The following is a 20,254-nucleotide window of genomic DNA, read 5'->3' as shown; positions in this document are numbered from 1 at the left end:
GACCATGTCGAGCGCCGTTGCGCCCAACCCTACCTCTCCCGGCAAAAAAATTCAGCGCGGGCTGATATCCACGCTGCCGTCGGCCTGCGGGCTTACCCGCACGGGCAGGATGCGCGGCAGCAGGGAGAGCGCCTGATCAGTATTGGCGGTGTCGAACACGCCGGAAACCTCCAGGGCAGCTAGGTGCTCGCCATGCAGCCGCACCGGCTGGCTGCGGTAGCGGGCGATCTCGGCCAGGGCTTCGCCGAGCGGGGTGTGGTCGAACACCAGCCGGCCTTCCCGCCAGGCGCTTTCACGTTCCAGATCCACCTGGCCCGTCTGTGCGGCGCTTCCGTTGCGGGCGGACAGGCGCTGGCCAGGTGCCAGCCGGCTTGTACCGCCGTCGATGGATGTCACCTGGACGGCGCCCTCGCTCAGGGTGACGCTGGATTGCTCCGGGCTGCGCACCACGTCGAAAATGGTGCCAACCACCTGCACGCTGAAGCGGCCTGCATCCACCTCGAAGGGGCGGATGACCATGGGGGCGATGGCGAAGGAGGCGCGGCCTTGCTCCAGCACGCTGCGGCGGCTGCGCAGATGCCAGGACACGCGCAGCGCGCTGGCGGTGTCCAGCGTGATCCGGCTGCCGTCCGCCAGCGTTACTGTGCGTTGCTCGCCGACGGCGGTCTGGAAGCGCTCCTCGGCGTAGGGCGGGTCGAGTACGGCCAGCACCGCCAGCAGCAGGCTGCCGCCGATGGCCGCTGCTACTTGCTCCTTCCGCCTGGGCTTCTTCCGCGCCTGTGAGGCGCCGCCGGGCAGCGGAAAGAGCTGCTTCAGCGCTTCCCGCTCATCGCTCAGCAACTCGTCCAGGGCTGTGGCGGGGGCTTGCGTATCGCCGGAGGGTGGGCGGGAGTCAGCTCGGTGCGTGGGCATTGCGGGGCGAGGGCGCGGGACGTGGCGGCGTGGAGGAGGCCGCGATTGTATCGTCCAGGGCAAGGCGGCAGGCTGTCATGCCCAGGCGCAGGTGCTTCTCCACCGTCTTCAGCGAAATGCCGAGCTGATCGGCTACTTCGGCCTGTTCCAGCTGGTGGATCTTGTGCATCACGAAGACGTCGCGGCAGCGCGGCGGCAGCGCCTCGATGGCGCTGGCCAGACAGGCCAGGCGCTCGCGGCCGGCGAAGAGCAGCGCCGGGTCGCGGCCGAAGGGCGAGGGGTCGGCACACTCCGGCAGTTCCGCCGCATGCTCCAGCCACTGCCGTTGGGCGGCTTCGCTGCGATAGCGGTCGATGGCGCGGCGGGAGGCAATCTCCCGCAGAAAAGCCAGCGGTACCCGGATCTCGCCCTCGGGCGGCCGTTCGATCAACTCCACGCAGACATCGTGCACCACATCCTGGGCTTCGGCCCGGTCGCCGCCGCGGCGACCGATGTGCTGACGGACATGGTTAACCAGATCGTCGTAGTGGCGGACGATGGCCGCCAGCAAGCGGCTGCCTTTGGGGGCCGGGCTGCTGGCGCTGCAGGAGAGGGGGGAAGTGGCGACGGGCAAACGCTAGGGTTCCGGACTGGCGGAGCGGGGCTGCCGCAGGGGCGTATTTAATGAGAATTATTACCATTCCTTTTCTTGCCCGCAAGCACCTCGCGTCGCCAAGTCTTTCCCTCATGCGCGATGGTCTCAGGTCGCGCAGGCGGCCAGCCGGTCCAGCCGGCCGCTCCAGGTGGTCAGGCCGAAGGCCAGCAGCACTACCAGCGCGCCGACCCAGGGCGTGTGCATCAGCCCGGCATTCGCCACGATCAGCCCGCCCGCCCAGGCGCCGCCGGCAATGCCGAGGTTGAAGGCGGCGATGTTCAGGCCGGAGGCCACGTCCACCGCATGCGGCGCGTGGCGCTCGGCCTGCTGCACCACATACACCTGCAGCCCCGGCACGTTGCCGAAGGCGACCGCGCCCCACAACAGCACGGTGAGCAGCGCCAGCACTGGATGCGGCGCGGTAAAGGTGAGCATCAGCAGCACTGCGGCGAGCAGCAGGAAGATGAGTTGCAGCGCCCGTATCGGCCCGTGGCGGTCCGCCAGTTTGCCGCCCCACAGATTGCCGGCCGCAACCGACACTCCGTAGACCAGCAGCACCAGGCTGACCGCAGCGGCGCTGAAGCCGCTCACCTGCTGCAGGATGGGGGCAAGGAAGGTGAAGGCGATGAAGGAGCCGCCATAGCCCAGCGCCGTCTTCGCATACACCATCAGCAGCCGCGGCTGGGCGAGCACCTCCAGTTGACGCAGCAGCGAGGCCGGCGGCGTGTGGGGAATGCGAGGCGGGACGAACAGCAGGCTGGCGAAGAACGCCACGACCCCGAGCGCGGAAACCGCGAGGAAGGTGGCGCGCCAGCCGAAGTGCTGGCCGACGAGGGTGCCCAGCGGAACGCCGGTGACCAGCGCCACCGTCAGCCCGGTGAACATGATCGCGATGGCGCTCGCCGCCCGTTCCTTCGGCACCAGGCTGGTAGCGATGGTGGAGCCGATGGAGAAGAACACGCCATGGGCCAGCCCGGTGAGCACCCGGGCGGCGATCAGCGATTCATAGCCCGGCGCATGCCAGGCCAGCAGGTTGCCGGCGGTGAACAGGGCCATCAGCGCCAGCAGCAGATGCTTGCGCGGCATATGGCCGGTGAGGGCGGTAAGCAGCGGTGCGCCGATGGCGACGCCCAGTGCATAGAGGCTGACGAGCAGGCCGGCGGAGGGCAGACTGACGGCGAGATCGGCAGCGATGGTGGGGATCAGGCCGACGATGACGAATTCGGTGGTGCCAATGGCGAAGGCGCTTACGGTTAGCGCCAGCAGGGCGATGGGCATGGGAGCACTCCGGGTTGGGGGAGTGCGCAGTCTGGCGCCGGTATTGCTGCGGAAAAACGCAGGTTTCGTCGAAGGATAATTGCGGTGGAGGCAAGAATGGCCGTGACGGCAGCCGCGCTCGTCGCAATGAGAGTAGGCCGGAAAGCAAAAAGGGCCCGGTTGCCCAGGCCCTTCTGCCGAATCCGTATGGTGGTGATGGGCGGAATCGAACCGCCGACCTACGGGTTATGAATCCGTCGCTCTAACCGTCTGAGCTACATCACCAACCGAGCTCGCGAATATAGCGGGCGTCCGTGAGGCCGTCAATATCGCTATTGCGATGCGGAATGCGACTTTCTGGGTAGATGGCGGCCCCGCCGGGAGCGGAGGGCTTGATTTATAAGGCTTTTGAATTGACATCGCCAGGGGCTTCGGGGATGATCGCGAACTATCTTTCCCTAAGTCCCGGCCCTGCCGGTTCGCCTTGCGCACCTCCCGCTTCCTCGCCCTTGGTCTGATCCTGTCCGTCTTCGGCGGCCAGCTTGGCTGCGCCTATGCCCTGCGCCCTTTCCCGGCGACGGCGAAGAAGATGGAGATGAGCTTCGCCGGCGGCGACAGCGTCGCGGTGGATGACACCGCCTACCGCCTCAGCCCAGGCGCGCAGATCCGGGACTCGCGCAACTTCATCGTGCTGCCCAGCCACATCCATGGCGAGTACAAGGTGCGGGCGGTGATGGACAACAATGGCCAGGTCCACCGGGTGTGGTTGCTCACCCCGGAAGAGGCCGCGGTGGCCGACCCCAAGCAGTGATCAAGCGAATTCCATGAAGAAGCTGTACATCCGCACCTTCGGGTGCCAGATGAACGAGTACGACTCCGACAAGATGGCAGACGTGCTCGGCGTGGCCGAAGGCCTCACCAAGACGGACAACGTGGAAGAGGCGGACGTGATCCTCTTCAACACCTGCTCGGTGCGCGAGAAGGCGCAGGAGCGGGTGTTCCACGACCTTGGCCGCGCCCGGCTGCTGAAGCAGCAGAAGCCGGAGCTGATCATCGGCGTCGGCGGTTGCGTGGCCAGCCAGGAAGGCGAGGCCATCGTCGCCCGCGCGCCATACGTGGACGTGGTGTTCGGGCCGCAGACCCTGCATCGCCTGCCGGCGCTGATCGAGGCGCGGCGGCGCAGCGGCCGCTCGCAGGTGGATATCTCCTTCCCCGAAATCGAGAAGTTCGACGCCCTGCCGCCGGCGCGGGTCGAGGGGGCCAGCGCCTTCGTCTCCATCATGGAAGGCTGCTCCAAGTACTGCACCTTCTGCGTGGTGCCTTACACCCGCGGCGAGGAAGTTTCCCGTCCGCTGGGCGACGTGCTGGCGGAAATCGCCGGCCTCGCCGGCCAGGGCGTGAAGGAAGTGACCCTGCTCGGCCAGAACGTGAACGCCTGGCGTGGTGCCATGAGCCGCGACGACGAGGAAACCGGCGATTTCGCCTTCCTGCTCGAGTGCGTGTGCGAGATCCCCGGCATCGAGCGGGTGCGTTACACCACCTCCCATCCGCGCGAGATGACGCCGCGCATGTTCGAGGCTTACGCCCGCCTGCCCAAGCTGGTCTCTCACCTGCATCTGCCGGTGCAGTCCGGCTCCGACCGCATCCTGGCGGCGATGAAGCGCGGCTACACCGCGATCGAGTTCAAGTCGGTGGTGAAGAAGCTGCGCGCGGCGCGGCCGGACTTGTCGCTGTCCTCCGACTTCATCGTCGGCTTCCCCGGCGAAACCGAGGAAGACTTCGAGAAGACGATGAAGCTGATCGAGGAGATCGGCTTCGATTCTTCCTTCAGCTTCGTCTACAGCGCCCGCCCCGGCACGCCGGCGGCCGAGCTGGAAGACCCGGTACCGCAGGAAACCAAGCTGGCCTGGCTGGCGCGGCTGCAGAAGCGCATCGACGAGCAGGCCAGCGCCATCAGCCAGGCCATGGTCGGCACGGTGCAGCGCATCCTGGTGGAAGGGCCGTCCAAGAAGAACCCGGATGAGCTGGCCGGCCGCACCGGCAACAACCGGGTGGTGAACTTCGTCGCGCCCTCGCCCAACCGGGCGCGGTTGATCAACCAGTTCGTAGACGTTCGCATCACCGCCGCGCTGCCGCACAGCCTGCGCGGCGAGATCGTCGTTCGGGAGTCGTGATGTCGGCTGAACTGGAAGTCGTGCTGGAGCCGGTGGACAACGTCCGCCTGGCCAATCTGTGCGGCGCGCTGGACGAAAACCTGCGTCAGATCGAGAGCGCCTTCGACGTCACCATCGCCCGCCGCGGCGAGCGCTTCGCGGTGCATGGCGACACCGCGCGCAGCCAGCTGGCGGCGCAGGCGCTGCGCCAGTTCTATGGCCGCGCCGGCAATCACCTGTCGGTGGATGACATCCAGCTCGGCCTGGTGGAAATCGCCAACCGTACCGAGCCGCTGCTGCCGGCGGCGCCGGCGCTGCTCACCCGCCGCAGCGAGCTGCACGGGCGCACGCCGCGCCAGGTCGAATACCTGCGCAACATCCAGGATCACGACATCACCTTCGGCATCGGCCCCGCCGGTACCGGCAAGACCTACCTGGCGGTGGCGAGCGCGGTGGACGCCTTCGAGCGCGATCTGGTCGAGCGCATCATCCTCACCCGTCCGGCGGTGGAGGCGGGCGAGCGGCTGGGCTTCCTGCCGGGCGACCTGGCACAGAAGGTGGATCCCTACCTGCGGCCGCTGTACGACGCGCTCTACGACCTGATGGGTTTCGACCGCGTGGGCAAGCTGTTCGAGCGCGGCAGCATCGAGATCGCGCCGCTCGCCTTCATGCGTGGGCGCACGCTGAACAACGCCTTCATCATCCTGGACGAGGCGCAGAACACCACGCCGGAACAGATGAAGATGTTCCTCACCCGCATCGGCTTCGGCGCCCGCGCGGTGGTGACCGGCGACCTCACTCAGGTGGACCTGCCGCGCGGCGTGCGCAGCGGCCTGCGCGAAGCCAAGGATGTGCTGACCGGCGTCCGCGGCCTCGCCTTCACCGAATTCCAGAAAGAAGACGTGGTGCGCCATCCGCTGGTGGCGCGCATCGTCGAAGCCTATGACCTGCAGGCCGCGCGCAACGCCCGGGCCGACGAAGAAAGAAAGAAGAAGGAGGGTGGAGATGCCTAAGCAACAACAGGCGCTGAGTCCGAAGATCGTCGCCATCGGCGCCGACGGCAAGCGCAGCCGGATCAAGGCCGAACGGCTGGAGATCGAGATTGGCGACGGCCGCCGCCTGCTGCTGGGCTTCCCGCCGCAGGGTTGGGGCGAACTGGAGATCGAGGCCGAGACCGCCGACGAGGCGGAGGTGCCTGTCGTCAGCGTGCAGGCCAGCGCCTGCAATGTGCTGACGCTGCGGGTGGATGTGCACCGCGACCTGCTGCCGGTGGAGTCCTTCTCCCTGCCGGAACAGGCCACGCCGCCGGCCCTGGCGCTGACGGTTCAGAAAGCGCTGGACGGCCTCGACAAGGCCGCTGCGCCGAAGAAGCACCTGTTCCGCCGCTGGGCGCAGGCCGCGCTGCTGCGCGACGCCGAAGTCACCATCCGCTTGGTCGGCGAGGACGAAGGGCGCACGCTGAACCGCGATTTCCGCGGCAAGGACTACGCCACCAACGTCCTCACCTTCGTCTATGGTGAAGAGGACGAGGCCGGCGTGCCCCTGTTCGGCGACCTGGTGCTGTGCGTGCCGGTGGTGCTGCGCGAGGCCGCCGCCCAGGGCAAGACGGTGGATGCCCACTTCGCCCACCTGGTGGTACACGGCATGCTGCACCTGCAGGGCCATGACCACGAGAACGACCGCGAAGCCGAAACGATGGAAGACCTGGAGCGCGAGATCCTGAAGCGCCTGGGTTACGCCGACCCTTACGCCGCCGAGCGCGCCTGACGGCGCACGCCTCGGGTGAGGCGTCAGGAGTGGGGCAGCATGTAACTTGCATGCGCTTCACTCCTTACTCCTTACCCTCAACACCCCTAATGGACAGTCCCTCAGGCAAGCCGCAACCGTCACTGATAGAACGTTTTTCTGCACTGCTCTCGCGCGAGCCGGAAGATCGCGAGGAGTTGCTTGCGCTGCTGCACTCCGCCTTCGAGCGCAACCTGCTCGATGCCGACGCGCTCTCCATCATCGAGGGCGCGATGGAGATGTCGGACCTGCAGGTGCGCGACGTGATGGTGCCTCGCGCCCAGATGGATGTAATCCGGGTCGAAGACCCGATGGACAAGATCGCCGACTTCGTCATCGACACCGCCCACTCCCGCTTCCCGGCGGTGGGCGAGAACAAGGACGACGTCATCGGCATCCTGCTCGCCAAGGATCTGCTGCGCTTCTTCGCCGGCCGTGAGTTCGACCTGCGCGGCATGCTGCGGCCGGCGGTGTTCGTGCCCGAATCCAAGCGCCTCAACGTGCTGCTGCGCGAGTTCCGCGTCAGCCGCAACCATATGGCCATCGTGGTGGACGAGTACGGCGGTGTCGCCGGCCTGGTCACCATCGAGGACGTGCTGGAGCAGATCGTCGGCGACATCGAGGACGAGTACGACTTCGACGAAGTGGGCGACGCCATCCGCCTCGACCAGTACGGCCATTACCGCGTCAAGGCCACCACCGAGGTGGACGCGTTCAATGCCGCCTTCGCCACCGACTTCAGCGATGACGATGCCGACACCATAGGCGGCCTGGTGATCCGCCAGCTGGGCCACCTGCCCAAGCGCGGCGAGAGCGTGGTGCTGGGCGACCTGCGCATCCAGGTGCTGCGCGCCGACAGCCGCCGCATCCACACCCTGCTGGTGGACCGCATCCCCGCGATCTCCGCCGCCGACGGCAGCTGACCCGCGATGCGCTTCCTGATCGCGCTGCTCGCGGGCGGCGCCAGCGTGTTCGCCTACGCGCCCTTCGGCGCCATGCCGCTGGCCTTCTTCTCCCTCGCCGTGCTGGCGGCCTTGCTGGCGGGCGCGCCGCGCGCGCGCAGCGGCTTCCTGCTTGGTTTCGCCTGGGGCTTCGGCGCCTTTGCTGCCGGCGTGTCCTGGCTGTTCATTGCGCTGCACCGCTATGGCGGCATGCCAGCGCCGCTGGCAGCGCTCGCCATCGGCCTGTTCTGCGCCTACCTCGCGCTGTTTCCTGGCCTGATCGGTGCCTTGCAGGTTCGCTTGCAGCGCGGTGCCGCGTGGCGCCGCGCGACGCTGTTCGCCGGCCTGTGGACGCTGGGCGAATACCTGCGCGGCGTGCTGTTCACCGGCTTCCCCTGGCTGGCGGTGGGCTACACCCAGGTGCCGCCGTCGCCGCTGGCCGGTTTCCTGCCGGTGCTGGGCGTGTATGGCGTTGGCGCTCTGGTGGCTTTCGTCGCCGCGCTGGCGGTGGCGGCGGACTGGCGTCGGCGGCGGCAGGCCGTCGGTGTGGCGGCCGTGGTGGCGCTGCTCTTCGTCGCCGGCGCCGGCCTGCGCCAGATCGGCTGGACCCAGCCGGTGGGCGAACCGCTGAAGGTCGCGCTGCTGCAGACCAACATCGAGCAGGACCTGAAGTGGGCGCCGGCGCGGCTGCAGGACTGGCTGCAGGTCAACGCCCGCATGGTGGCGGACAACCCGGCGCAGCTGGTGGTGCTGCCGGAAACCACGCTGCCGCTGCTGTCGGACATGCTGCCCCGCGGCTACCTGGATCTGCTCGCCGACTATGCCCGGGCAGGCGGCGGCGACCTGGTGCTGGGCCTGTTCACCCGCGACGCCGATGACAACATCTACAACGCCGCCGTCAGCCTCGGCAGCGCGCCATCGCAGCACTACGCCAAGCGCCATCTGGTGCCCTTCGGCGAGTACTCGCCGCCGCTGTTCGGCTGGTTCTACCAGCTGGCGGACATTCCGATGTCCGACCAGACCCGCGGCGCGCCCCATCAGCCGCCGCTGGCCCTGGGCGGGCAGAAGGTGGCGGTGAACATCTGCTACGAAGACCTCTTCGGTGCAGAGCTGCTCGACAGCCTGCCGGAGGCCACTCTGCTGCTGAACATCTCCAACCTCGCCTGGTACGGCAACTCGCTTGCGCTGCCGCAGCACCTGCAGATCGCCCGCGCCCGCGCCCTGGAAACCGGCCGGCCCATGCTGCGCTCCACCAACACCGGCATGACCGCGGTGGTGCAACCGGATGGTGAGGTGAGCGCCCGGCTGCCCGCCTTCGAATCGGGCGCGCTACATGCCGAAGTCCGCGGCTACCAGGGCCTGACGCCCTACGCCCGCTGGGGTGACGCGGCTGCGCTGGGCCTGGCGGTGCTGGCACTGCTGGGCGCGGTATGGCCGCGCAGCGGGAGAAATCGCGCCGCCTGAGGCGCTTCCTGCGGCGGTGGGCTGCTGGCAAGCAGGCCATCGCGCCGCAGCGCTGGTTTGCTCCCGGGAGAGCGAGCGCCCCCGAAGGGGCGTCTCAGCGCGAGCCCAACCGCCGCACCCTTTCTCCCCGGCCCGTCTCCCACGAAGGGAGAGCGCCATGAGATCGCTCTGGCCGACGTCGGTTTTCCCGGCGCCTGTTGCAAGCCAGCCTTCCCACTATCCGGAAAATGCAAACCTTCCCCTGGGCGCTTTATGTTCGGGCCAAGGTTTACCTACACTGCCCGGGCCCTGCCGTCGCTTCCGCCAGAGAAACGCGGCCGGGCCCGGCCTGCTTGCGGTCTCTGCGCTGTCGGAGCAGGAGCGGGCCGGGAGGCCGGTTGCCGGCTTCTCCCTTCCCCAACAAGCAGGAGCTTCCATGCACGCGTTTTCCAGAAAGCTGGCCGGTGGTCTGTTGGCTGCCGGTGTCTTCGCCGTGGCGTCCGCCGCGGCGGCCGAAGAAGTGATCAAGATCGGTTTCGTCGGCGAGATGTCCGGCAGCTTCGCCGAGTTCGGCCGCCAGATGCAGACCGGCATCCGCGCCTACCAGAAGCAGCATGGCGACACCGTGGCCGGCAAGCGCATCGAGGTGGTGTATCGCGACGTCGGCGGGCCGAAGCCGGAGCTGGCCAAGCGACTGGCGCAGGAGCTGGTCGTGCGCGACAAGGTGCAGGTGCTGGCAGGCTTCGGCTTCACGCCGAATGCGGCGGCGGTGGCGCCGGTCGCCACCGAGGCCAAGGTGCCTATGGTGGTCATGAACGCCGCCGCCGGCGGGCTCACCAAGCTGTCGCCCTACATGGCGCGGGTGTCCTTCACCTATCCGGACATGGTGCCGCCCATCGCCGAATGGGCGGTGAAGCAGGGCTACAAGCGCGCCTACGTGCTGGTGGCGGACTACGCCCCCGGGCTGGACGTGGAGGCCGCCTTCATGAGCGCCTACAAGAAGGCCGGCGGCGAGGTCATCGGCAATGTGCGGGTGCCGATGACCACGGTGGAGTTCGCGCCCTACCTGCAGAAGGTGAAGGACCTGAAGCCGGACGTGCTGTTCAGCTTCGTCAATGCCGGCGATGTCTCGCCGGCCTTCATGAAGGAGTTCCGCGCCCGCGGGCTGGACCAGGCCGGCATCAAGCTCATCGGCACCGGCGACATCGTCATGGAGAACAGCCTCAAGGCCATAGGCGACAATGGCTTGGGCGTGGTCAGCGTTTATCCCTATTCGGCGCTGCACGGCTCCGAGCTCAACCAGCGTTTCGCCAGGGACTTCGTCGAACTGGGCGAGAAGCATGAGCCGCCTACCATCATGGGCGTGGCCGCCTACGACGGCATGGCCGCCATCTACGCCGCGCTGCGCAAGACCGGCGGCAAGGCCGACGGCGAGAGCCTGATGGCGGCGCTGAAGGGCGTCAGCTTCGAGAGCCCGCGCGGTCCGCTGACGATAGACGCCACCACCGGCGACGTGGTGCAGAACCACTACATCCGCCGGCTGGAGAAGGTGGGGACGGTGGCCGGCGCCGAAGGCGGGCTGGGCAACGTCGAGTTCGAAACCTTCGCGCCGGCGCGCTGAGCCATGAGCCGCACGGATCTCCCGCTCCACGCCTGGAGCGCGGCTGAGATGACGGCCGCCTACGCCGCCGGCGGCTTGTCGCCGGTGGCGGTGGTGGAGAGCCTGTTCGCCGCCATCGCCGACGACCGCCAGGCCATCAACGCCTTCACCCTGCTGGACCGGGAAGGCGCGTTGGCGGCTGCGGCCGCTTCCGCCGCGCGCTGGCAGGCGGGCCGGCCGCTGGGGCCGCTGGACGGCGTGCCGGTGTCCATCAAGGACATGAGCAACGTCGCCGGCTGGCCCACCCGGCGCGGCTCGCTGGCCACTGCCGACGAGCCGCTGCCGGCGGCGGACGCGCCTGCGGTGGCGCTGCTGCGTGCCGGCGGCGCGGTGCTGTTCGGCAAGACCACCACCACCGAGTTCGGCTGGGCGGTGATGTCCGAGAGCCCGCATGGCGGCGTCACCCGCAACCCTCATGCGCCGGCGCACACCGCCGGCGGCTCCAGCTGCGGCGCCGCCGCCCAGGTGGCGATGGGCTGGGGGCCGCTGGCGCTGGGCAGCGATGCCGGCGGTTCGGTGCGCATTCCGGCGTCCTACTGCGGGCTGGTCGGGCTGAAGCCGACGTTTTCCGCCATTCCCAATCCGCCGCAGAGCGCTTTCGCCGAGTTCGCCCACCTCGGCCCGCTGAGCCGCAGCGTGGCCGATTGCCGGCTGGCGATGCAGGTGCTGGCCCGGCCGGATGCGCGCGACCCCGCTTCGCTCTACCCGCGCCAGCCCGGTGGCCTGCCGCGGCGGCCGCTGCGCCTGGCCTGGGCGGCGCGCCTGGGCGGGCAGGCGATGCTGGACGAGGACATCGCCCACGCCTTCGCCGGCCTGGTGGAGACGCTGGCGGCGCAGGGGCACGAACTGGTCGAGGTGCCGCTGGACTGGCTGGATACGGCGGAGGAGGGCTGGAACCTGTGGGCGTCGCGGCTGCACGAGACCTTCGTCGACTGGCCGGCCGAGCGCCAGGCGCTGCTGGACCCGCGGCTGCAGCGCACCTGCCGCCTCGGCGGCGCGCTGGATGCGGAGGCGCTCGCCCGCGCCCGCAGCCGGCTGCGGCTGGCGGCCAACCGCCTTGCCGGGGTGTTCGCCGAACATGATTTCCTGCTGACGCCGGCCACCGCCACGCCGGCGCCACCGCTGGGTTGCCTGGCGCCGGCGGTGCATCCGCAGGCGGCGCGCATCGAGCAGGAAACCGGCAACTGGTTTGCGCTCACGCCCTACACCTACCCCTTCAACCTCACCCAGCAGCCGGCGCTCGCCCTGCCGTTGGGCTGCACCGCGCAGGGCCTGCCCTTCGGTGTGCAGGTCGTCGCCCAGCGCTACGCCGACGAAACCCTGCTGGATTTCGGCGAGCAGCTGGAGGCGCTGCTCGGCAAGGTGGTACCGGCGCCGGCGAGCGCGCCGTATCTGGGCTGAGCCGGAGGGCCGGCGCAGGCCGCCCGGCCGCCACTCGGGCTGCGTCCTCCGCCAGGCCAGGGGCGGGGCTTGCCAGGCGCCGGGCCAGTCCGGAGCGAGGCTGAAGAGGCCACGGCGAGGCTCGCCTGCCGGTCGATGGTGCGCGGCGAAAAGGCGGCGGCGACGCCGGAGGAGGGCGGCTCTCGCGGCGGGCGAACGCCATCGTTACGCCTTTTCCTGTCATTTGCTCACCAATGTGGTGCGAACAGCATGGCTGCGGTGATAGGCTGGCGGCCGTTTTGCCGGTGTTCCGCGACGCCGGCCTGGACCCTCACCAGCCCCCCGAACCGCTCCGCCGCGCCGCAAGGCGGTGGAGCATGACCTCCGCCTGCCGCCCATGAACCGCCACCTGCCCCGCCTCGCTGTCCTCGCGCTCCCCGCCGCCATCTTCGTGTCCCTCTCGGCGGCCTACTTCCTGATGCCGTCCTCCGCCGCGAGCGCCGCCGACAAGGCCGACGCGGCGGCACAGCGGCCGGCGCTCACGGTGACGGTGGATGTGCCCCGGCGCGACTCGCTGCCGCTGCGCCTGACCGCCAATGGCGACATCGCCGCCTGGCAGGAGGCCAGCATAGGCGCCGGCGTGGCCGACCTGCGGCTCACCGAAGTGCGGGTCAACGTCGGCGACGTGGTCAAGGCCGGCCAGGTGCTGGCGGTGTTCGACGAGGAAACAGTGCGCATCGACCTCGCCCAGGCGCAGGCGGCGGTGGCCGAAGCCGAGGCGGCGGTGGCTGAGGCGGCGGCCAACGCCCAGCGCGCCCGCGACTTGCAGGAGAGCGGCGCGCTGAGCCGCCAGCTCATCACCCAGTACCTCACCGCAGAGCGCACCGCCCAGGCCCGGCTGGCCTCGGCCAGGGCGGCGGCGGAGGCCCAGGCGCTGCGGCTGAAGCGCACCAGGGTGCTGGCGCCGGACGACGGCGTCATCTCCGCCCGCAGCGCCACCGTGGGCGCGGTGAACGCCATGGGCACCGAGCTGTTCCGCATGGTCCGCCGCGGCCGGCTGGAGTGGCGCGCGGCGCTGACCTCTGCCGAGCTGGGCAAGGTCGCCACCGGCACCGGGGTGACGCTGACCCTGCCCAGCGGCGAGCAGGTGGCCGGCACGGTGCGCATGGTGGCGCCGACGGTGGATACCCAGTCCCGCTCCGGCCTCATCTATGTGGACATCCCGCGCCCCGGCGGCGCCCGCGCCGGCATGTTCGCCCGCGGCGAATTCCAGCTCGGCGCCAGCGAGGGCATGACGCTGCCGCAGCAGGCGGTGGTGGTGCGCGAGGCCTTCAGCTACGTCTTCCGCGTGGGCGGCGACGGCCGGGTGAGCCAGCTCAAGGTGCGCACCGGCCGCCGCGTGGGCGAGCGGGTGGAGGTGCTGGAAGGGCTGCCGGCGGAGGCCCGGGTGGCGGTGGCCGGCGCTGGCTTCCTCAATGACGGCGACCTGGTGCGGGTGGCGGAGGCGCCGGCGCCCGCCGCCGCGCCCGCCGCACGCTGAGGCCGCGTCCATGAACGTTTCGGCCTGGTCCATACGCAATCCGATTCCGGCGGTGATGCTGTTCGTGCTGCTCACCTTCGCCGGCCTGCTGTCCTTCAACGGCATGAAGGTGCAGAACTTCCCCGACATCGAGCTGCCGACGGTCACCGTCACCGCCTCGCTGCCGGGCGCTACCCCCGGCCAGCTGGAGAACGACGTCGCGCGCAAGATCGAGGACGCCATCGCCACCCTGCAGGGGCTGAAGCACATCTACACCAAGGTGCAGGACGGCGGCGTCGTCATCACCGTCGAGTTCCGGCTGGAGAAGCCGGTGCAGGAAGCGGTGGACGACGTGCGTTCGGCGGTGGCGCGGGTGCGCGCCGACCTGCCGGGCGACCTGCGCGACCCCATCGTCAACAAGGTGGACCTGGCCGCCCAGCCGGTGCTGGCCTTCACCATCAGCTCGCCGCGCATGGATGACGAGGCGCTGTCCTGGTATGTGGACAACGACGTCTCCCGCCGCCTGCTGGCGGTGCGCGGCGTGGGTGCGGTGAACCGCGTCGGCGGCGTCACCCGCGAGTTCCGCGTCACCCTGGACGCGCTGCGCCTGCAGGCGCTGGGCGCCACCGCGGCGGACGTGTCGCGCCAGCTGCGCCAGGTGCAGACCGAGAGCGCCGGCGGCCGCGCCGACCTGGGCGACGGCGAGCAGCCGATGCGCACCCTGGGCACGGTGAGTGGCGCCGAGGAGCTGTCGCGGCTGGAGCTGGCGCTGTCCGATGGCCGCCATGTCCGCCTGGCTGACGTCGCCACGGTGGAGGACACGGTGGCCGAGCGCCGCGCGCTGGCGCTGCTGGACGGCAAGCCGGTGGTCGGCTTCGAGGTTTCCCGCAGCCGCGGCGAGAGCGAGGTGGAAGTGGGCGCCGCGGTGCAGGCGGCGCTGCAGGAATTGCGTGCCGCGCGGCCGGACATCCAGATCACCGAAGCCTTCAACTTCGTCGCCCCGGTGCAGGAGGAATACGACGGCTCCATGCACCTGCTGTACGAGGGCGCGCTGCTGGCGGTGGTGGTGGTGTGGCTGTTCCTGCGCGACTGGCGCGCCACCCTGGTGTCGGCGGTGGCGCTGCCGCTGTCGGTGATTCCCGCCTTCATCGGCATGTACCTGTTCGGCTTCTCGGTGAACGTCATCACCCTGCTGGCGCTGTCGCTGGTGGTCGGCATCCTGGTGGACGACGCCATCGTCGAAGTCGAGAACATCGTGCGCCACCTGCGCATGGGCAAATCGCCCTACCAGGCGGCGATGGAGGCGGCGGACGAGATCGGCCTGGCGGTGATCGCCACCACCTTCACCCTGATCGCGGTGTTCCTGCCCACCGCCTTCATGAGCGGCGTCGCCGGCAAGTTCTTCAAGCAGTTCGGTTGGACCGCCGCGCTGGCGGTGTTCGCCTCACTGGTGGTGGCTCGCGTGCTGACGCCGATGATGGCCGCCTACCTGCTCAGGCCCACCGCCGACCATCCCCAGCCGCGCTGGCTGGTGCGCTACGAAGGCTGGGCGCGCAGCTGCCTGAAGCACCGCGGACTGACGCTGATCGGCGCGGCGCTGTTCTTCATCGGCTCGCTGATGCTGGTGCCACTGCTGCCCACCGGCTTCATCCCGCCGGACGACAACTCCCAGACGCAGATCTACCTGGAGCTGCCGCCGGGCAGCACGCTGAGGCAGACCGAGGCGGTGGCCGAGCGCGCCCGCCAGTTGGTGGCGGCGCTGCCGCAGGTGCAGAGCATCTACACCACCATAGGTGCCGGCAGCGCCGGTGGCGATCCCTTCGCCCCGCAGGGCACGGCCGAGGTGCGCAAGGCCACCCTCACCGTGCAGCTCACCCCGCGCGGCGAGCGGCCGCGCAAGCAGGGCATAGAGAATGACATCCGCGGCGAGCTGGAAAGCCTGCCGGGCGTGCGCAGCAAGGTCGGCCTCGGCGGCTCCGGCGAGAAGTACATCCTGGTGCTGGCCGGTGAGGACCCACGCGCGCTGCAGAGCGCCGCGCTGGCGGTGGAGCGCGACCTGCGCACCATCCCCGGCCTTGGCAGCATCGCCTCCACCGCCAGCCTGATCCGGCCGGAGATCGCGGTACGGCCGGACTTCGCCCGCGCGGCCGACCTCGGCGTCACCAGCAACGCCATCGGCGAAACGCTGCGGGTGGCGACGCTAGGCGACTACGACGTGTCGCTGGCCAAGCTCAACCTCGCCCAGCGCCAGGTGCCCATCCTGGTGCGGCTAGACGACGCCGCGCGCAAGGACCTCGCGGTGCTGGAGCGGCTGGCGGTGCCGGGCGCGCGCGGGCCGGTGCTGCTGGGCGAGGTGGCGACGCTGGAGGTGGCCGGCGGCCCGGCGGTGATCGACCGCTACGACCGCTCGCGCAACATCAACTTCGAGATCGAGCTCTCCGGCGCGCCGCTGGGCGACGTCACCGCCGCGGTGGCGCAGCTGCCCTCGGTGCGCAACCTGCCGCCGGGCGTGCGGGTGGTGGAGGTGGGCGACGCCGAGGTGATGGGCGAGCTCTTCGCCAGCTTCGGCCTGGCGATGCTCACCGGTGTGCTGTGCATCTACGTGGTGCTGGTGCTGCTGTTCAAGGACTTCCTGCACCCGGTGACCATCCTGGCGGCGCTGCCGCTATCGCTGGGCGGCGCCTTCGTTGGCCTGTTGCTGGCGCAGAAGAGCTTCTCCATGCCCTCGCTGATCGGCCTGATCATGCTCATGGGCATCGCCACCAAGAACTCCATCCTGCTGGTGGAATACGCCATCGTCGCCCGCCGCGACCACGGCCTGTCGCGCTTTGACGCGCTGCTGGACGCCTGCCGCAAGCGCGCCCGCCCCATCGTCATGACCACCCTGGCGATGGGCGCCGGCATGATGCCCATCGCCCTCGGCTCCGGCGCCGCCGACGCTAGCTTCCGTTCGCCGATGGCGATCGCGGTGATCGGCGGCCTCATCACCTCCACCGTGCTCAGCCTGTTGGTGGTGCCGGCGGTGTTTACCTATGTGGACGACGTCGGCCTGTGGGTGAAGCGGCGTTTCATGCCGCGCAAGGCGGGGTGATGGCTGTGGGCTTGCGGGCTTTCCTTGTTGCAAGAGCAGCCACTGCCGCAGTGGGTATGTGCCTTCTTCAGTCGCGGGGCACAGGGGGAAGAAGCGAAACGCTGTTTGGCCCGGCGGAGCGTGTGGTGGCGCGGTGGCCGCAGGGCTGGGGTGTGGAGCCGGGTAAGGTGAGGAGAGGGGGGAGCGCCTTTGAGGGCGCTTGCGGTTGAACGAGCGCCGTGCTCCCTTCTCTCCCCCAACCCTCGCTTCACGCCCCGGCCCTGCGGCCTGCTGGCCCAGGGCGCTCCGGCGGGCGAAGCGATGCTGTGCTTATTCGCCTGCGTCCTCGGGAGCGGAGAGGGGGAAAGCCGCGCGTCCAGTCGCCCGCAGTCCAGTGAGCCTATGGCCGGCGGTGAGCGTTGGAAAGCCGCCTCTTTACAGCTGGTAATTCACCGTCAGCATGAAGTTGCGCGGCGCGCCGTACTGGTTGCCGCCGGTGGTCCAGCCCACGCCTTCGTAGTATTTGCGGTCGAACAGGTTGTTCACGTTCAGCCGCAGGCTGGTGCGGGCGTCGAGGCGATAGCCGGCGTGCAGGCCGACCAGGGCGTAGCGCTTCTGTTCGATGCGGTAGCTGGTGTCGGCTTCGTAGATCGCGCTCTGCGCATACACCGAGCCGCCGACGCGCCAGCGGTCCAGCTCGCCGGGCAGGCGGTAGTCGGTGGAGAGCTTGAACTGGTGGGTGGGGTAGGCGGTGTCGAAGCGGCGGCCTTCGTTGGCCGGGTCGGCATCCTTCACGTATTCCGCATGCACATAGGTGTAGCCCGCCACCAGCTGCCAGCCGGGCAGCGGTTCGCCGCTCACTTCCAGTTCCACGCCCTTGCTTTCCACCTTGCCGGAGGCGCGCGAGCAATAGATGGAGGTGGTGCCGGGGCAGGGCGAGGGGCCGCTGGTATCGGAGATGGCGCGGTTTTCCTGATCGATCTGGAACACGGCCAGGCTGGCGTTCAGGCGGCCGCCGTAATACTCGCCCTTGATGCCGGCCTCGTAGTTGCTGCCGGTGATCGGGTCCAGCAGGCTGCCGCTGGCGTTGTAGGCGCTCTGCGGCTGGAAGATGCGGGTGTAGCTGGCATAGACGGAGTGCTTGTCGTCCAGGTCGTAGACCACGCCGCCGTAGGGGGTGACTTCGCGCATCACCTGGTAGCGGGTGTCGTTGCGCAGGTTTTCGCTCTCGTACCAGCTCAGGCGCGAGCCGGCGATGAGCTTGAGGCTGTCGCTGACGTTGATGCGGGTGGCGGCATAGAGGCCGCTTTGCCGGGTGGTGACCTGCTGGGCCCACAGGCTGCTGTCTATGCTGGGCTCGGGCACGGCGGAGTTGCTCCAGTTCGCCGGGTCTATGGCCGGCGCGCTGGAAGTCCAGCTGTAGCTTGCCCAGCCGCCGGTGCCGTGGTTCTCCAGCCGCCGCCAGCCGGCGCCGATGACGAGTTCGTGCTTGCGGCCGAACAAGGCGTATTCGCCGCTGAGGCGGGCGTCCACGCTGTCCTGGCGGTTGTCCAGCTCGTAGGCCTGGGTGTTCTGGCGCAGCACGCCGGCGGTGCGGGCGAAGCCGGAGAACATCATGTCCACTTCCTGCCAGCGCCGGGTGGCGGCCAGCCTGGCTTTCCAGTCGTTGTCGAAGCGGTGCTCCAGTTCGGCGAACACGGTGGTGGTGGTCTGCTCCCACTTGTCGAAGTCGTTGCCGAGGTTGGTGGAGCGGTTGAGGTCGAGGAAGCTGCCGTCGGTGTTGGTCGGCAGGCGTGAGTAGAGGCCGTCGTTGTCTACCCGGCGGTAATGCACGCCGGCGGTCAGCAGGGTGGCGGGGGTGAGGTCGGCTTCGAGGATGCCGTAGAACTGCTGGTTACGATCATGCACGCTGTCTGCGAAGCTGCGGGAGTCCTGCGCGGTGATCACCGCGCGGCCGCGCAGGGTGCCGGCCTGGTTGAGGGCCTTGCTGCCGTCCACCTGTACCCGGTATTTGTCCCAGCTGCCGACGCTGGCGCTGAAGGCGCCCTGGGCTTCGGCGGTGGGGCGCTTGCGCACCATGTTGATCGAAGCCGAGGGGTTGCCGCTGCCGCTGAGCAGGCCGGTGGCGCCGCGCACCACTTCCACCCGGTCGTAGATGGCGAGGTCTTCGTTGTCGGCGTTGAAGGTGCCGTTGGCGCCCAGGCTGGTGGGCAGGCCGTCCAGCATCAGGCTGTCGATGGGGAAGCCGCGGGCGCTGAAGTTGCCGGATTCGCCGACGTAGTAGCCCTTCTGCATCACCAGGCCGGTGACGTTCTTGACCGCGTCGTCCAGCGTCATCAGGCCCTGGTCGTCCATCTGCTGGCGGGTCAGCACGCTGACGGACTGTGGCGTTTCACGCAGGCTCAGGCCCAGAGCGGTGGCGCTGGTGGCCGGGCCGCTGGCGGTGTAGGAGCCGCTGCCCTCGGTGATGGCCGGGTTGCCCAGCACCGACTCGGTGACGGTGACCGCCGGCAGCGCGGTCGTTGAGCCCTGGGGGCGCGGTTCCAGCGCATACACGCCGGGGCTCTTTTCCACCGCGCGGAAGCCGCTGCCGCGCAGCAGCAGTTCGAAGCCCTCGCGCACGCCGTGGCTGCCTTGCAGGCCGCTACTGTGCTGGCCGGCCAGCAGGGCGGGGTCGAACACCAGTTGCACGCCGGCCGCCGCGGCATAGCTCGACAGCACGTCGCCCAGCGCGCCGGGGCCGATGGCATGGTTGCGCACGCTGGCCGTTTCGCTGGCGGACTGCGCCGCGGCCGGCAGGGCGGCGGCAAGGGCGAGGCTGCCGGCGAAGGCCGCGCGCAGCAGGGCGGCGAGCAGGCAGGGAGTCGGCTTGGGACCGTCTAGCGGATGGCGGCGGATCATTTCGGGTGTCGTCCTTCGTCTGGCTGGCGGGGGGCGCGCACGGCGCCTTCCCTGCCATACCGCGCGAGCGCGCAGAAGTGATCACCTGTGCGGCAAATGTTCCGCGCCGGCGGGACGAGGCGCCGGCGCAGGGCTTACAGGGCCTGGATGTCGACCCAGTAGCGGGAGTGGCGCTGGATGCGCAGCGGCAGGGTGTGCGCCAGCGCGTCTAGGCCGGCGTCGGTGTCGCGCAGCGAGATCACGCCGGAGATGCGCAGCCCGGCGATCGCCGGATCACAGCGCAGCAGGCCGAGGCGATAGCGGTCGAGTTCGGCGACCACATCCGCCAGCCGCATGTCGCGGGCGACCAGCATGCCTTGCTCCCAGGCCGCGGCGGCGGCGTCCACGCCTTGCGGGGAGGCGATGCCGTCGCGCTTGAAGGTGGTCTGCTGGCCGGCGCCGAGGATGAGGGCGGGGCCGTCCGCCGGGCGGATCTCCACCGCCTCCTCGAACACCGCGCTGCGGGTGGCTTCGCCCAGCCGGCGCACCGAGAAGCGGGTGCCCAGGGCGCGCACGCTGCCCTCGGGCGTATGCACGCGGAAGGGGCTGTCTCTTATACA

General features: G+C 69.5%; 15 protein-coding genes and 1 tRNA gene. 10 read left to right on the top strand and 6 right to left on the bottom strand.

Annotation, left to right across the window (positions count from 1 at the left end; all coding sequences use genetic code 11):
- Nucleotides 1-51: 51 nt before the first annotated feature.
- The 4 genes from GRF61_RS09675 to GRF61_RS09660 form a co-directional block, all read right to left on the bottom strand.
- The gene (locus GRF61_RS09675; RefSeq protein WP_169150454.1) at nucleotides 52-912 is read right to left on the bottom strand and encodes a FecR domain-containing protein; all 861 of its coding nucleotides are present in this window, start codon (nucleotides 910-912) and stop codon (nucleotides 52-54) included.
- Nucleotides 893-1,525 (bottom strand): RNA polymerase sigma factor, encoded by a 633-nt coding sequence (locus GRF61_RS09670; RefSeq protein WP_211165861.1) that lies wholly within the window; start codon nucleotides 1,523-1,525, stop codon nucleotides 893-895. The genes GRF61_RS09675 and GRF61_RS09670 overlap by 20 nt, the downstream gene beginning before the upstream one ends.
- Nucleotides 1,526-1,651: 126 nt before the next feature.
- Nucleotides 1,652-2,824: an MFS transporter gene (locus GRF61_RS09665; RefSeq protein ID WP_169150453.1), complete on the bottom strand. Its 1,173-nt coding sequence runs from the start codon at nucleotides 2,822-2,824 to the stop codon at nucleotides 1,652-1,654.
- 187 nt (nucleotides 2,825-3,011) lie between these two features.
- Nucleotides 3,012-3,088: transfer RNA gene (locus GRF61_RS09660), tRNA-Met, on the bottom strand.
- Between the two features lie 199 nt (nucleotides 3,089-3,287).
- Here GRF61_RS09660 and GRF61_RS09655 point away from each other — a divergent pair.
- The 10 genes from GRF61_RS09655 to GRF61_RS09610 all read left to right on the top strand — a co-directional run bounded on the left by GRF61_RS09655 (nucleotide 3,288) and on the right by GRF61_RS09610 (nucleotide 16,775).
- On the top strand, nucleotides 3,288-3,614 hold the full coding sequence (locus GRF61_RS09655; RefSeq protein WP_248281177.1) for a hypothetical protein: 327 nt from the start codon (nucleotides 3,288-3,290) through the stop codon (nucleotides 3,612-3,614).
- Between the two features lie 13 nt (nucleotides 3,615-3,627).
- Nucleotides 3,628-4,977: a tRNA (N6-isopentenyl adenosine(37)-C2)-methylthiotransferase MiaB gene (gene miaB, locus GRF61_RS09650; protein WP_169150452.1), complete on the top strand. Its 1,350-nt coding sequence runs from the start codon at nucleotides 3,628-3,630 to the stop codon at nucleotides 4,975-4,977.
- Nucleotides 4,977-5,969, top strand: a complete 993-nt coding sequence (locus GRF61_RS09645) for a PhoH family protein (protein ID WP_169150450.1) — start codon at nucleotides 4,977-4,979, stop codon at nucleotides 5,967-5,969. Before miaB ends, GRF61_RS09645 begins: the two co-directional genes overlap by 1 nt.
- The gene (gene ybeY / locus GRF61_RS09640; RefSeq protein ID WP_248281176.1) at nucleotides 5,962-6,723 is read left to right on the top strand and encodes an rRNA maturation RNase YbeY; all 762 of its coding nucleotides are present in this window, start codon (nucleotides 5,962-5,964) and stop codon (nucleotides 6,721-6,723) included. Before GRF61_RS09645 ends, ybeY begins: the two co-directional genes overlap by 8 nt.
- Nucleotides 6,724-6,812: 89 nt before the next feature.
- Complete coding sequence (locus GRF61_RS09635) at nucleotides 6,813-7,664, top strand: transporter associated domain-containing protein (protein WP_169150447.1); 852 nt, start codon at nucleotides 6,813-6,815, stop codon at nucleotides 7,662-7,664.
- Nucleotides 7,665-7,670: 6 nt separating this feature from the next.
- Entirely contained in the window at nucleotides 7,671-9,146 is a 1,476-nt protein-coding gene (lnt, locus tag GRF61_RS09630; RefSeq protein ID WP_169150446.1) for an apolipoprotein N-acyltransferase, read from the top strand.
- A 415-nt stretch (nucleotides 9,147-9,561) separates the two neighbouring features.
- Entirely contained in the window at nucleotides 9,562-10,746 is a 1,185-nt protein-coding gene (locus tag GRF61_RS09625; RefSeq protein WP_169150445.1) for an ABC transporter substrate-binding protein, read from the top strand.
- 48 nt (nucleotides 10,747-10,794) lie between these two features.
- Nucleotides 10,795-12,186, top strand: coding sequence for an amidase family protein (locus GRF61_RS09620; RefSeq protein ID WP_211165860.1), 1,392 nt, complete (start codon nucleotides 10,795-10,797; stop codon nucleotides 12,184-12,186).
- A 376-nt stretch (nucleotides 12,187-12,562) separates the two neighbouring features.
- Nucleotides 12,563-13,705 (top strand): efflux RND transporter periplasmic adaptor subunit, encoded by a 1,143-nt coding sequence (locus GRF61_RS09615; RefSeq protein ID WP_169150443.1) that lies wholly within the window; start codon nucleotides 12,563-12,565, stop codon nucleotides 13,703-13,705.
- A gap of 10 nt (nucleotides 13,706-13,715) precedes the next feature.
- Nucleotides 13,716-16,775 carry an efflux RND transporter permease subunit gene (locus GRF61_RS09610; protein WP_169150442.1) on the top strand — a complete coding sequence of 1,020 codons (3,060 nt, stop codon included), beginning with the start codon at nucleotides 13,716-13,718 and terminating at the stop codon, nucleotides 16,773-16,775.
- Nucleotides 16,776-17,189: 414 nt separating this feature from the next.
- Here the strand turns inward: GRF61_RS09610 and GRF61_RS09605 are convergent, their stop codons facing one another.
- Complete coding sequence (locus GRF61_RS09605; protein WP_169150441.1) at nucleotides 17,190-19,655, bottom strand: TonB-dependent siderophore receptor; 2,466 nt, start codon at nucleotides 19,653-19,655, stop codon at nucleotides 17,190-17,192.
- A gap of 134 nt (nucleotides 19,656-19,789) precedes the next feature.
- The coding region (locus GRF61_RS09600; protein ID WP_211165859.1) for a FecR domain-containing protein at nucleotides 19,790-20,254 on the bottom strand (465 nt) is incomplete at its 5' end.

This window comes from Azoarcus sp. TTM-91, from assembly GCF_012911025.1.
Taxonomy (GTDB): Bacteria; Pseudomonadota; Gammaproteobacteria; order Burkholderiales; family Rhodocyclaceae; genus Azoarcus.
The sequence above is the reverse complement of the archived record's forward strand: the minus strand, read 5'-3'. Positions and strand labels throughout refer to the sequence as shown.